Origin of the sequence: Pseudomonas sp. GD03875 (genome assembly GCF_029840585.1) — a bacterium.
GTDB lineage: Bacteria > Pseudomonadota > Gammaproteobacteria > Pseudomonadales > Pseudomonadaceae > Aquipseudomonas > Aquipseudomonas paralcaligenes.
This window is the reverse complement of sequence record NZ_JAOCCV010000021.1, coordinates 78,048-91,708: the sequence shown is the minus strand read 5'-3', so window position 1 is coordinate 91,708 and position 13,661 is coordinate 78,048. Positions and strand designations below refer to the sequence as shown.

At 69.0% G+C, this 13,661-nt stretch carries 8 protein-coding genes; 3 read left to right on the top strand and 5 right to left on the bottom strand.

All coding sequences use genetic code 11. From position 1 onward, the window contains the following. Positions 1 to 210: 210 nt before the first annotated feature. Genes N5D30_RS17900 through N5D30_RS17890 form a run of 3 tightly spaced genes read right to left on the bottom strand, consistent with a single transcriptional unit; the run spans position 211 to position 3,929 of the window. Complete coding sequence (locus tag N5D30_RS17900) at positions 211 to 582, bottom strand: PilZ domain-containing protein (RefSeq protein ID WP_279910046.1); 372 nt, start codon at positions 580 to 582, stop codon at positions 211 to 213. Beyond that, positions 575 to 2,761, bottom strand: coding sequence for a hypothetical protein (locus N5D30_RS17895; protein ID WP_279910045.1), 2,187 nt, complete (start codon positions 2,759 to 2,761; stop codon positions 575 to 577). Before N5D30_RS17895 ends, N5D30_RS17900 begins: the two co-directional genes overlap by 8 nt. Continuing rightward, the gene (locus N5D30_RS17890; protein WP_279910044.1) at positions 2,748 to 3,929 is read right to left on the bottom strand and encodes a DUF3142 domain-containing protein; all 1,182 of its coding nucleotides are present in this window, start codon (positions 3,927 to 3,929) and stop codon (positions 2,748 to 2,750) included. The genes N5D30_RS17895 and N5D30_RS17890 overlap by 14 nt, the downstream gene beginning before the upstream one ends. Positions 3,930 to 4,148: 219 nt before the next feature. On the opposite strand from N5D30_RS17890, the gene N5D30_RS17885 reads away from it, so the two are divergent. The 3 genes from N5D30_RS17885 to yjiA all read left to right on the top strand — a co-directional run bounded on the left by N5D30_RS17885 (position 4,149) and on the right by yjiA (position 7,510). Continuing rightward, positions 4,149 to 6,215: a carbon starvation CstA family protein gene (locus tag N5D30_RS17885; protein ID WP_279910043.1), complete on the top strand. Its 2,067-nt coding sequence runs from the start codon at positions 4,149 to 4,151 to the stop codon at positions 6,213 to 6,215. Between the two features lie 10 nt (positions 6,216 to 6,225). Continuing rightward, complete coding sequence (locus N5D30_RS17880; protein ID WP_220814574.1) at positions 6,226 to 6,429, top strand: YbdD/YjiX family protein; 204 nt, start codon at positions 6,226 to 6,228, stop codon at positions 6,427 to 6,429. 106 nt (positions 6,430 to 6,535) lie between these two features. Next, positions 6,536 to 7,510 (top strand): GTPase, encoded by a 975-nt coding sequence (yjiA, locus tag N5D30_RS17875; RefSeq protein WP_279910041.1) that lies wholly within the window; start codon positions 6,536 to 6,538, stop codon positions 7,508 to 7,510. 251 nt (positions 7,511 to 7,761) lie between these two features. Here the strand turns inward: yjiA and glyA are convergent, their stop codons facing one another. Both glyA and N5D30_RS17865 read right to left on the bottom strand, forming a co-directional pair. Continuing rightward, on the bottom strand, positions 7,762 to 9,015 hold the full coding sequence (glyA, locus tag N5D30_RS17870) for a serine hydroxymethyltransferase (protein ID WP_220814572.1): 1,254 nt from the start codon (positions 9,013 to 9,015) through the stop codon (positions 7,762 to 7,764). A 245-nt stretch (positions 9,016 to 9,260) separates the two neighbouring features. Next, positions 9,261 to 13,346, bottom strand: coding sequence for an EAL domain-containing protein (locus N5D30_RS17865; protein WP_279910048.1), 4,086 nt, complete (start codon positions 13,344 to 13,346; stop codon positions 9,261 to 9,263). Positions 13,347 to 13,661 lie beyond the last annotated feature (315 nt).

Here is a 13,661-nt window from a genome sequence, read left to right as displayed (position 1 = left end):
GCGTGCAGGCACGCCGCGAACGGCAGCGGGCCGGCAAGAAAGGCGCGTAACCGGACGACAGGTGCTGTGCGCATCGATTGGCTTTCTGTAGGAGCGGGCCTTGGCCGCGATGCGGGCCGGAACGGAGACTTCGCGGCCAAGGCCGCTCCCACAGGTCCGTAGCCCGGATGCGATGCGGAGAGAGGCCGTCGGCGCATAGCCCGGAAGGGCTCAGTCAGGCTCGCCCAGGGCCGCCAGTTCGCGTTCCAGCAGGCTCTCGTCGCCCAGGTTGAGTTCGACCAGCCGGCGCAGGTGGCTGATGGATTCCAGATCGATGTGCCGGCACACGAAGCCGAGCAGGTCGTCGCGGGTGCGGGTCAGCACCACTTCCATCTGCAGCCGGGTGTTGGCGTCCAGGCTGATGGTGGCGACGAAGGGCTGGTTGGGATCGCCGTTCCAGTCGCGCGGCCGTTCCACCAGCAGGCCCTTGAGCGACACGTCGTGCAGCTGGACCGGCCAGTGCCGCTCGCCCTGGGCGAGTTCGGTGGCGGCGTCGAAGGCGATGCGCTGGAAGCGCCGACGCTCGCTGGGCGTATCACTCATGACGGGTTTCCTCCGCAGTTTTGTCCACTATAGCCAAGGCGCGCCGCCGGCGCTGCCAGTAGATGGCTGCGGCGAGCAGGGCCAGCGCGCCCAGTGGCAGCCAGTACTTGTAGGGACGCAGCGCCTGGACCGTCGCTTGCCGGCGCTCGTCCCACTGGCGCTGGCGGGCGCCGTCGAAGTCCGGCTCCTGACAGTCGAAGCCGAAGTTGCCCGCCCACTCCACGTAGGGGCCGTGCTCGACGTAGCGCCGGTAGTAGACCCGGGCGCCTTCCAGGTCGCGGTAGTTGATCCAGCCGCTGGCCTTGCACAGCACGGCGGCGAAGGCCTGGCTGCTGGTGGGCAGCAGGTCGGCCGCGCGGTTGGCCAGGTCGGCGGCGACCCAGCGATAGTGGAAGCGCCGGTTCGGCTGGGCGGCGCTGGCGTTCTGCAGTTGCGCCTCGGCGGCGCTGATCAGGCCACCGGCCTGCACCGGCTTGGCCGTCTCGCCGCCGAAGTTGCCGCCGGTCCAGGCCTCGTCGGGGCCCAGCTCGTAGCCGAGCAGTTCCATGCCCAGGACGCGGGCCAGCTTGGCGGCCTCGTAGTAGCCCTCGGCGCGACCGATCGAGGTCCAGGCCTCTTCGGCCTGTAGCCGGGCCTCGCCGTACTGGCGCGCGGCCTGTTGCAGCTCGGGGCTGGCGAAGTAGGGCACCGCCTCGGCGTAGCGGCCCTCGCGTAGTAGGCGGCGGCCGAGCAGTTCGCGCAGGGCCAGGGCCGGCGGCCGGTTCCAGTAGCCGTACTGCTTGCTGTCGGCCGGCGCGGTGGTGACCTTGGCGTCGACGTAGCCCTTGAGTTCGCTGCTGCTGAGGACTCGCTCGGCGACTTCGGCGGCGTCCTGCCAGTAGAGTTCGCCGCTGCGGTAGAGCTGGTCGAAGGCTTCCAGGTAGTCGCCGCGCTCCAGCGCCAGGATCGCCATCTCGCCCTCGATGCGGCAGCGCGGCTTGAGTGTCTCGTAGTCCCAGTTCTCGGTGCGCCGCCAGCCCCAGTCCTCCTCGGCGGGGAAGGCCGCTGCGGCCTTGGCATAGGCCTTGACGGCGGCGTCCTTGTCGCCGTTCTGCAGCGCCAGCTTGGCCCGTAGCCACCAGGCCAGGCCGCCGTCGCCCGCCTGTTCGGCGAAGCGGCGGGCCGAGTCGTAGTCGCCCTGCTGGTAGCTGAGCGCGGCCAGGCGGTCGGCGATCTGCGGCTGGACCTGCACGGACTGCAGCAGCTGCAACAGGCGCTGGGTCGCCTTGCCATCGGTGTCGTAGGCGTCCAGGCGGCTGAACAGCTGGGCCGTCAGCAACTGCTGGACCTCCGCGACTTCCAGCAGCGGCCGCAACTGCGCGTCGTCCAGGCGCGTCAGCTGGCGGCTCAGTTCCCGCAGTGAGCTGTAGCCGGTCGAGGAGCCCTGCCGGGACTGGCTGGCGTAGAGGCGGATGGCGCTGCTCCAGTCGCCGTCGTCCAGGGCCAGGCGGGCTTCTTCGCCGAGGCTGGCGATGCCCAGTTCCAGCGGGTCGTCGGCGCCGGCCACGGTCATCGCGCGGGCCTGCTGGAAGGCGGCTCTGGCCTGCTGGCGCAGGTCGCGCTGGCGCTGCAGGGCGGCGGCCTCGTCGAGCGGCGTGTCCGGCGCGCTGACTGCGTGCTCGGCCAGGGCGCGGCCGAGGGAGTAGGCGGCCCAGATGCCGCGCAGCGGGCGCTCGGCCTCGGGCAGGGCCAGCACGCGGCGGAAGTAGTCAGCGGCCAGGGTCATGTCGTGACGGGCGAAGGCCACCGCGCCGGCGCTGTACAGGCGCAGTTCGGCCGGCAGGGCGGCGCCTTCGGCCTCGGCCTGGTGGGCGTCGGTCAGGCCGCGCAGGCGGCTGACCAGGGCGAAGCGCTCGTCGCCGAGCTGCTCCTTTTCCACCACGGTGCGGGCGTCCACGTAGCGCTGGTTGTTCTCGTCCCAGTAGGGCTGCAGGGTGGCGTTGCCGGCCTGGCCTAGGCCCGGGATGGCCGGAGCGATGCGGCCGATCTCGAAGGCGAAGTTGCCTTCCGGCAGTTCGCCCAGGGCGCCGGCGCGGTCGGAGAGCAGGCGATAGGGGAATTCCGGCCCGCAGGCCTGGGCCGCGCCGAGCGGCACCAGGGCGCCGAGCGCCAGGGCCAGCAGGGTTCTAGAACTGTACATGCATGCCTCCTTGGTCGATCTGTTCGCAGCGCGCCCAACCCAGGGCGCGGTGTTCGCCGGCATCCAGCCGGCCCTCGCGGCGACGGACGAAGGCCAGGCGGTCTTCACTGCGCTCCACCCGGTAGTCGCCCACGGCGTCGGCCGCCGAGCAGGCCTGGACCGGCAGCTCGATGCGGCTGGGCAGGCGGCTGGCCAGGGTGCCGTTGTTGAACAATTGCAGATGGCTGAAACCCTGCTTCTGCTGGTGCTGCAGGGCTAGCGCGGCTTCCAGCGGCTGGCCGCGCACTACTGCCAGTAGGGTCGGCATCGGCCAGGCGCGGCGGTCGCCGGCTAGCGGCAGGCGGAACCAGATGATGCCGGCCAGGTGGTCGGGGCGTGTGCGGCGCAGCTTGGTCAGCAGCTCTTCCACCTGGCGCGGGTCGGCGCGCAGCTCGTGGCGGGGGCCGCCCTGGCGCAGCGGTGTCTCGCTTTCCACCTGGCCGTCGTCGGTGAGGGCCACGCCATAGGCCGGCAGGGCGAGGTGGAACGGCTTGTGGCTGCGCTTGCCATAGCGTTCGGCCCAGTCGAGGGCCTGCTTCGGATCGAACAGGCCCTGCTGCGGCGCCACCACCGCGTGTACCTGGAGTACCGAGGCATCCACCGCGGCGAGCACTTCGTCCAGCGCCGGGCTGGCGAGCCAGGCGGGCAGGGCGGTGATGCTCAGCGGCAGCTCGTCCGGCAGTTGCCGGCGCAGCTCGCGCAGCAGCGCGGCGTAGGCGGGCAGGCGTGCGGTGGTGCAGTCGTGGTCGATTTCCAGGCCCCGCAGCGGTAGGCCGGCATCACGCCAGTCGCGCACCAGGCCGGCGATCTGCCGCTCGATCTCGGCCGGGTCCAGCTGCGGCAGCTGGCCGTCCAGGCGCACCACCGCGAGCAGCGGGCGGCCGTCGCGCCTGAGCAGTTCGAGGTTGGGGCGGGCGCGGCTCCAGCCCGCCTGCGGGTGCGCCTGCAGGGCCAGCACGCGCAGGGTGGAGAAGTCGGTGCGGCTCTGCGCCAGCGCCTCGGCATGGGAGGTGCGCCACTGGCGCTGCCAGACATAGACCTGCTGGTCCAGCGGCGGGTGTTCCTCGGCGCAGCCGAGCATGCCGGCGAGCAGCAGGACCAGCAGGGAGCGATAGGGGAAGCGGAACATGCGGCGTGGCATCCTTGGCGTCGCCGGAAAGGGAGCTAGTGTAGCCGTGTGGCGGTGACAGGTGCAGGGCGGGCACGCAGCCTTTTTCGCTGCTGGCAAAGTGCTGCTCCGATGCCCATGGCGTCCCTGTCGTGGCTTAGACCAAGGTCGAGTAATGCATTCGCCATCCAGCGTCTAAGCTTGAGCGGCAGCCTGTCTGTCCATCAGTTAGGAGTAATCATGAACAATAACAATAGCCTGCTGCGCCACCTGCCCTGGGCAGTGCTGGCAGTGGTGGGCGCCTGTGCCTTGGGTGTCGTGGCGCTGCGCCGCGGCGAAGCCATCAATGCCTTGTGGATAGTGGTGGCGGCCGTCGCCCTCTATCTCGTCGCCTACCGCTACTACAGCCTGTTCATCGCCAACAAGGTGATGCAGCTGGACCCGACCCGCGCCACCCCGGCGCTGATCAACAACGATGGTCTGGACTATGTGCCGACCAACAAGCACATCCTCTTCGGCCACCATTTCGCCGCCATCGCCGGCGCCGGACCGCTGGTCGGCCCGGTGCTCGCCGCGCAGATGGGCTACCTGCCCGGCACGCTGTGGCTGATCGCCGGCGTGGTGCTGGCCGGCGCGGTGCAGGACTTCATGGTCCTGTTCATCTCCACCCGCCGCAACGGCCGCTCCCTGGGCGAGCTGGTGCGCGAGGAGATGGGCCAGATACCGGGCACCATCGCCCTGTTCGGCGCCTTCCTGATCATGATCATCATCCTTGCGGTGCTCTCGCTGATCGTGGTCAAGGCCCTGGCCGAGAGCCCGTGGGGCATGTTCACGGTGATCGCCACCATCCCCATCGCGGTGTTCATGGGCGTGTACATGCGCTATATCCGCCCGGGGCGCATCGGCGAGATCTCGGTGATCGGCGTGGTCCTGCTGCTCGCCTCGATCTGGGCAGGCGGCCAGGTGGCGGCCGACCCGACCTGGGGCCCGGCCTTCACCTTCACCGGCGTGCAGATCACCTGGATGCTGATCGGCTACGGCTTCGTCGCCGCCGTGCTGCCGGTGTGGCTGATCCTGGCGCCGCGCGACTACCTGTCGACCTTCCTCAAGATCGGCACCATCATCGCCCTGGCCATCGGCATTCTGGTGGTCATGCCCGAGCTGAAGATGCCGGCTCTGACCCAGTTCACCGACGGCACCGGTCCGGTGTGGAAGGGCACCCTGTTCCCGTTCCTGTTCATCACCATCGCCTGCGGCGCGGTGTCCGGCTTCCACGCGCTGATCAGCTCGGGGACCACGCCCAAGCTGCTGGCCAACGAGTCGCATGCCCGCTACATCGGCTACGGTGGCATGCTGATGGAGTCGTTCGTCGCCATCATGGCCATGGTCGCCGCCTCGGTGATCGAGCCGGGCGTGTACTTCGCCATGAACAGCCCGGCCGCGGTGGTCGGTTCCGACGCCGCCGCGGTGGCCGCGACTGTCAGCAGCTGGGGCTTCGCCATCACCCCGGACGCGCTGGAAGCGGTGGCCCGAGATATCGGCGAGAACACCATCCTGGCCCGGGCCGGCGGTGCGCCGACCCTGGCCGTGGGTATCGCGCAGATCCTCCACAGCGTGCTGCCGGGCGAGAACACCATGGCCTTCTGGTACCACTTCGCCATTCTGTTCGAGGCGCTGTTCATCCTCACCGCGGTGGACGCCGGCACCCGTGCCGGACGCTTCATGCTGCAGGACCTGCTGGGCAACTTCGTGCCGGCCCTGAAGAAGACCGAGTCCTGGGGCGCCAACGTGATCGCCACCGCCGGCTGCGTGGCCATGTGGGGCTGGCTGCTGTACCAGGGCGTGATCGACCCGCTGGGTGGCATCAACACCCTGTGGCCGCTGTTCGGCATCTCCAACCAGATGCTCGCGGGCATAGCCCTGATGCTCGGCAGCGTGGTGCTGATCAAGATGAAGCGTCAGCGCTACGTCTGGGTCACCCTGGTGCCGGCCTGCTGGTTGCTGATCTGCACCACCACCGCTGGCCTGATCAAGCTGCTCGACCCGAACCCGGCGGTCGGCTTCCTGGCCCTGGCCAAGAAGTACAGCGACGCGCTGGACGCCGGTCAGGTGCTGGCCCCGGCCAAGGACATCGGCCAGATGCAGCACGTGATCTTCAATGCCTACACCAACTCGGTGCTGACCGTGCTGTTCCTGTTCGTGGTCCTCAGCGTGCTGTTCTACGCGATCAAGGTCGGTCGCGCCGCCTGGGTCAGGCCCGAGCGGACGGACAGGGAAAGCCCGTACCAGTCGATCGCGGACGCCTGAGGAGGTCGCCATGTTCAACGACCTCAGCCGCATGGGTAAGTACCTCGGCCAGGCCGCCAGGATGCTGGTGGGCATGCCCGACTACGACAATTACGTCGAGCACATGAGTCGCAAGCACCCGGACCTGCCGGTGATGAGCTACGAGGCGTTCTTCCGCGAACGCCAGGAGGCTCGTTACGGCGGCGGCAAGGGGCGACCCATCCGCTGCTGCTGAACCTGTGGGAGCGGCCTTGGCCGCGAGCTTTTTTCTTTGGGCGCCTGCGGTGCTCTGGTAAAAACTTCGCGGCCAAGGCCGCTCCCACATGGTTTCAAGGAGTTCCATGATCTTTCAGCCCATTCCCGTCACCGTCCTCACCGGCTTCCTCGGCGCCGGCAAGACCACGCTGCTGCGCCACATGCTGGAGGCCGAGCACGGCCTCAGGCTGGCGGTGATCGAGAACGAATTCAGCGAGACGCCCATCGACGGCCAGCTGCTCGGCGACAGGCCGGTGGAGCTGCTGACCCTGGCCAACGGCTGCGTCTGCTGTTCCATCCATGTCGAGCTGGAGAAGGCCCTGTTCCTGCTGCTGGACAAGCTGGACGCCGGCGAACTGGCCTTCGACCGCCTGGTGATCGAGTGCACCGGCCTGGCCGACCCGGCGCCGGTGGCGCAGACCTTCTTCGCCGACGAGGAACTGGCCCAGCGCTACATCCTCGATGGCATCGTCACTCTGGTCGACGCGGTGAACGCCGAGCGCCACCTGCGGGAGACCATCGCCCAGGCCCAGGTCGGTTTCGCCGACCGCATCCTGCTGAGCAAGACCGACCTGGCGTCGGCGGAGCAGGTGGAGGCGCTACGCGAGCGCCTGGCGCGGATCAACCGCCGCGCGCCGGTAGGCGTGGTGGAGCACGGCCGCGTCGACCTGGCCGAGCTGCTCGACATCCGCGGCTTCAATCTCAACGCCGAGGTGGCGGTGACGCCGGCCCTGCGCCCGCTGGCTCCGGTGGGGCAGTCCCCGGACCGCATCCGCACCCTGGTGCTGCAGAGCGATGGCCCGCTGGACATGGCGCGCCTGAGCGCCTTCATGGACGACCTGCTGGAGCGCCACGGCAACGCGCTGCTGCGCTACAAGGGCGTGCTCAACGTCGCCGGCGACGAGCGCCGCCTGGTGTTCCAGGGCGTGCTGCGCCTGTACGGCTTCGACTGGGACGAGCCCTGGGCCGAGGGCGAGCCGCGCCAGAGCGTGCTGGTGTTCATCGGCGACGACCTGCCGGAAGAGGAAATCCGCGCGGGCTTCGCCGCGCTTGCCCAGTAAGAGCCTGTCTTCTGATTGATCGCAGACGGAGCGATTATTCTCTTCAGAGTACGACGCTCCCAGCCCGTCATACCGGCGCAGGCCGGTATCCAGTTTGCCCGCTCCGAGTTGTCTGTCGGCCTTCTGGACCCCGGCCTGCGCCGGGGTGACGGGGTTGGGAAATACCGCTCCAGCTGGGAACAGATTCAAGAGCGGATGGCAGAAACGAAAAAGCCCGGCGAGTGCCGGGCTTTTTCATGCAGCGCTGACGCTTACTTGCCGTACACCGGGAACTTGGCGCACACGGCCTTGACCTTCTCGCGCACCGCGTCGACCACGGACTCGTCGCCCAGGTTCTGCAGGATGTCGCAGATCCAGCCGGCCAGTTCCTGGCACTCGGCTTCCTTGAAGCCGCGGGTGGTGACGGCCGGGGTGCCGATGCGCAGGCCGGAGGTGACGAAGGGCGAGCGCGGGTCGTTCGGCACGCTGTTCTTGTTCACTGTGATGAAGGCGCGACCCAGGGCGGCGTCCGCGTCCTTGCCGGTGATGTCCTGCTTGATCAGCGACAGCAGGAACAGGTGGTTCTGGGTGCCGCCGGAAACCACGTCGAAGCCGCGCTCGATGAACACGCCGGCCATGGCTTGGGCGTTCTTCACCACCTGCTGCTGGTAGGCCTTGAACTCGGGCTGCAGGGCTTCCTTGAAGCAGATGGCCTTGGCCGCGATCACGTGCTCCAGCGGGCCGCCCTGGGCGCCCGGGAAGACGGCGGAGTTGAGCTTCTTCTCGATCTCCTCGTTCTTCTTCGCCAGGATCAGGCCGCCGCGCGGGCCGCGCAGGGTCTTGTGGGTGGTGGTGGTGACCACGTCGGCGAACGGCACCGGGTTCGGGTACACGCCGGCGGCGACCAGGCCGGCCACGTGGGCCATGTCGACGAACAGGTAGGCGCCTACCTTGTCGGCGATGGCGCGGAAGCGGGCGAAGTCCAGCACCTGGGAGTAGGCGGAGAAGCCGGCGACGATCATCTTCGGCTTGTGCTCGAGGGCCAGACGCTCGACTTCGTCGTAGTCGATCAGGCCGGCGTCGGTGATGCCGTACTGCACGGCGTTGTACAGCTTGCCGGAGGAGGACACGGAGGCGCCGTGGGTCAGGTGGCCGCCGTGGGCCAGGCTCATGCCGAGGATGGTGTCGCCGGCGCTCAGCAGGGCCAGGTAGACGGCGGCGTTGGCCTGGGAGCCGGCGTGCGGCTGGACGTTGGCGTAGTCGGCGCCGAACAGTTCCTTGGCGCGGTCGATGGCCAGTTGCTCGACCACGTCGACGTACTCGCAGCCGCCGTAGTAGCGCTTGCCCGGGTAGCCTTCGGCGTACTTGTTGGTCAGCACGCTGCCCTGGGCTTCCATCACCGCCGGGCTGGTGTAGTTCTCGGAGGCGATCAGCTCGATGTGCTCTTCCTGGCGCTGGGCTTCCTGCTCCATGGCGGCGAAGAGTTCTGCATCGTAGCGGGCAATGGTCAAGTCACGGCTGAACATGGCGGTCCTCTTAGGGATCGGGGTGCTGGGGGAAAGGCGCGCATTCTACCCGATGTGCCACAGCCTGGCACATGAAAGGCGGTCAAGTGGCGGACGAGCGGGACTCACGCACCGCCGATCCTGTTCATGCTCTGGCGAAAGCAGGCGATGCGTGTGTGGGAGCGGCCTTGGCCGCGAACCGGGTCGGAGCACTACGGACTTCGCGGCCAAGGCCGCTCCCACGGCGCCTAGCGCGAGGCCGCCGCTCAGGTGAGCATGAACAGCGCGCTGCCGCCGAACTGCGCCTCGAACTGGTCGGCCGCCATCGGCTTGCCGAACAGATAGCCCTGCACCTCGTCGCAGCCGTGCTCGCGGAGGAAGTCCAGCTGGCCCTGGGTCTCCACGCCCTCGGCGATCACCGCCAGGTTCAGGCTGTGGGCCATGGCGATGATGGCGCGGGCGATCTGCGCGTCCTGCTCGCCGCCGGGTACGCCGTCGACGAAGCTGCGGTCGATCTTCAGCACGTCGATGGGGAACTGCTTGAGGTAGTTGAGCGACGAGTAGCCGGTGCCGAAGTCGTCCACCGCGATGGACAGGCCCAGGCGCTTGAGGCTGGCCAGCACCTGCAGGGTCTCGCCGACGTCGCGCATCAGGATCGATTCGGTCAGTTCCAGCTCCAGGCAGGCCGGCGGCAGGCCGCTCTCGCCGAGGACGCGGGAAATGCGCATGCCCAGCTGGCCGTCGGCGAACTGGCGGGCGGACAGGTTGACCGAGACCTTGGGCACCCTGACCTCGGCGTCGTGCCAGGCCTTGAGCTGGCGGCAGGCCTCGGCGATCACCCAGTCGCCGACCTGGACGATCAGGCCCAGCTCCTCCAGCACCGGAATGAACTCGTAGGGCGCCACCAGGCCACGGCGCGGGTGGTTCCAGCGCAGCAGGGCCTCGACGCCGGTCAGGCGCTTGCCGTCGCTGGACAGCTGCGGCTGGTAATAGAGGAGGAACTGGCCCTGCTCCAAGGCGTGGCGCAGGTCGCTCTCCAGCTCCAGGCGCTGCAGGGCGGTGGCGTTCATCTCCGCCTGGTAGAACTGGAAGTTGTTCTTGCCGCGCTCCTTGGCGTGGTACATGGCGGTGTCGGCGTTCTTCATCAGCTGGCTCAGCTCGTCGCCGTCCTGCGGGCTGAGGGCGATGCCGATGGAGGCGGTGACGAAGAACTCGCGGCCCTGCAGGACGAACGGCTGGGCCAGGCTGGCGAGAATCCGCTCGGCCACGTGGATGGCCCGGTTGAGGGCGCCCGCCCGGGTGTTGCGCGGCTGCAGCAGCAGGGTGAATTCGTCGCCGCCCATGCGCGCCACGGTGTCGTCCTCGTCGACGCAGGCAGCCAGGCGCACGGCCACGTCCTTGAGCATGCGGTCGCCGGCGGCGTGGCCGAGGGAGTCATTGATCGGCTTGAAGCGGTCGAGGTCGAGGAACATCAGCACCACCCATTCGTCGTGCCGCTCGGCGTGCAGCAGGGCGGTGTGCAGGCGATCCTGGAACAGGGTGCGGTTGGGCAGCAGGGTCAGGGCGTCGTAGTAGGCCAGGCGGTGGATGCGCTGCTCGCTGGCCTTGCGCTCGCTGATGTCGTTGAAAAAGCACACGTAGCTGACCAGGTCGCCGTCGTCGTCCTGCACCGCGGTGATGCCCACCCAGGCCGGGAACTGCTCGCCGTTGCGGCGCTTGAGCCAGACCTCGCCTTCCCAGCTGCCGTGCTTGTTGAGCTGGGCGAGGATGTAGGCGAACTGGGCGGCCTGCTGGCGGTCGGCGGTGAGCATGCCGGGCATCTGGTCGAGCACCTCGGCGCCGGCGAAGCCGGTGATGCGCTGGAAGGTTTCGTTGATGCGCACGATGTAGCCGGCCGGATCGGTGACCAGGATGGCGGCGGTGGAGTGGTCGAATACCGTGGCCGCCATGCGCAGGTCGCGCTCGGCGCGGCGCTGCTGGGTGATGTCGCGGCCGATGCCGAGCACGCCCTCGAAGCGCTCCTGCTCGTCCCACATCAGGGTCAGGCGCATCTCCACGGTGATCTTGCGGCCGTCGGCGCGCACGCCGTCGAAGACGAAGGTACGCCCGCCCAGGCCCGCCTGCAGTTCGGCCAGCCGCTGTGCATCGCCGAGGGCGCCGCGCACCTGCTCCAGCAGTTGCAGGAGGTCGGCCAGCTGGCGCGGGCTGGTGGCGATGTCGAGCAGGCCGTTCTCCAGCACCCACTCGGGGCTGTAGCCGAAGAAGCCTTCGGCCGACGGGCTGACGTAGTTGAGCTTCATCGTGCTGTCGGTGGAGAGGATCACGTCGCTGATGCTCTCCGCCAGCAGCCGGTAGCGCCGCTCGCTGTCGAGCAGGCTGGCCTGGGCGTTGATCTCGCCGGTGATGTCCTTGGCCACGCCGATCAGGCGGCTGACCCGGCCGCTGCGGTCGCGGCTGAGCGCGTGCTCGCGGATGTCGAACCAGTGCCAGCTGCCGTCGCGGTGGCGCCAGCGCAGCTGGCAGTGCAGCAGCTGGCCGTCGCCGACCACCTTCTGCAGGTTGCGCACGCGCTGGTACAGCTCGACGTCGTCGGGGTGGAGGATCTTCTCCCACAGCTTGTCGCCGAAGCGGCGCATCTCTTCCTTGCTGTAGCCCAGGTCGGGGCCCAGGCGGTTGTTGCTGAACATCACCCGCATGGTGCCCATGTCGTGCACGTACAGGGTGTCCGGCACCGAACGCAGCACGTCGGACCAGAAGCGCTCGCGCTCGACCAGCGACAGCTCGACGCGCTTGCGGCTGGTGATGTCGTGCACGCTCAGGGTTACCGCGTGCAGTTCCTCGCGGCTCTCCGGGAACTGCAGGTTGAGCCACAGGTAACGCTCGTGGCCCTGGGGCGTGAACATGCGGTTCTCCACCATCATGTCCCGGTTGCCGTCGAGCAGGGCGCTGACCAGGGTGTGGCGCGGGCCGCCCGGGCGCAGGGGGGCGGCGGCGATCAGGTGTTCCCAGACCTGCTGCGGGCTGTCGACGCCGAGCAGCTGCAGGGCCACCTTGTTCACCTCGCTGACGCGGATGCGCCGCAGCAGCTCCTCGTGGCGCGCCTCGTCTTCGTCCAGCCAGGGCTGCAGCTCGGCGCTGCTGTGCAGGCCCTGGGCCTCGAGGTAGGTGCTCAGCTCGTACAGGTCGAGCACGCAGAGGGCCACGCCGCTGCCCTCGAAGATGTCCTGGTAGCGCCGGCGGGTGTCCTGCAGCACGCGCAGGGCCTGCTGTTCCTCGGTCACGTCGCGCAGCACCCAGGCGCGCCCCGGCTCCGGGTTGTCGGTGTAAAGAGCGTGGCAGGTGACGTCGTATAGGCGGCGCTCGCCGTCCTGCAGCACCTCGATCGGTGCGCTCTGCTCGTAGAAGGCGTTCTCCAGCCAGGGCGCCAGCGCGGGCAGCAGCTCCAGCAGGTGCATCTGGCTGGCGGTGGCCAGGTCCAGGCCGAACATCTGCTCGGCACGCGGGTTGAGGTAGCTGATATGGCCGTCGGGCTGGGTCACCAGCACCCGTTCGTCGATCGCGCCGAGGGCGCCAATGGCGTCCTCCATGGAGCGGCGCGACAGCGCGTGGTAGGCGCGCAGGCGGCTCTGTTCGCGCAGCAGGCCGAACAGGGCGAGCAGCGTCAGCGTCCCGCAGAGGATGAACAGCAGCAGCTTGCTGGCCTGGCGCGGCAGCACCTTGGCGCGCAGGGCGGGGGCGTCGAACAGGGCGACCACCTGCCAGTCGCTGCCGGCCAGCGGGGTCCGCTGGATGCTCAGTGCCCGCTCCGCGTCGGTCAGGCGCTCGGCCCGGTCGCCGGCGGGGTGGCGCAGCAGGACCAGGCCGCGAGCCTCTTCATGCAGCAGCCAGGGCAGGTCGGCCGGCTGTTCCGGCAGCCAGTGGCGCAGGGCCTCGGCCGCGAAGCGCAGGCGCCAGCCGCCCGCGTCATCCGGCGACTGCAGGTCGACCTGGATCAGGCCGGGATCGAGGCGGGACAGCGCGAAGTGGTAGGGCTGGCTCCGGTCGAACGGCGCGCCGTCATCGGCGGCCGGGCGGCTATCGCCCAGCACCCGGCCATCGGCGTCGACCCAGGCGAGGCTGTCCAGTGTGGGGTAGTAGCGATGCAGGCGCTCCAGCAGCGCGTCGAGCGGCTCTCCGCTCAGGGGCTGGCGGGCCTGGCTGGCGAGGAAGATACGGCCGGACTCCGCCTTGAGCCGCATGGTCAGGGCCAGATGGCTGGCAAGCTGGCTGGCGTGGTCCAGATGGCGCTGGCGCTCGCTCTGCTCCAGGTGGCTCGCCTCCTGCTGCAACTGCCACAGCAGCAGGCCCAGCATCAGGGCCACCAGCAGTGCCAGGGCACCCTTCAGGGAGCCGCGGCTGGGCCGGGCGAGAGGGTCGCCCGAGGAGCGGGAAGAACGGAGGCGGGATAGTGACACGCGTTATGAACCCTGCACGTACGGTTGCCAAGTCGGGGCCTTCCTGGCAATCGGGACCGCGTAGCATGCCCGTAAAAACGGCACAGTGCCATCACAGCCCATCGCCTGGTTTGCCCCGCGCGGTGCATTCCGGTAGCTTTGCCGCACGCGCGGGCGCACGGTTTCCTGATACTGCCCCTCGCTCCCGGAATTACTGCCTCCGGCCGGTGGGCC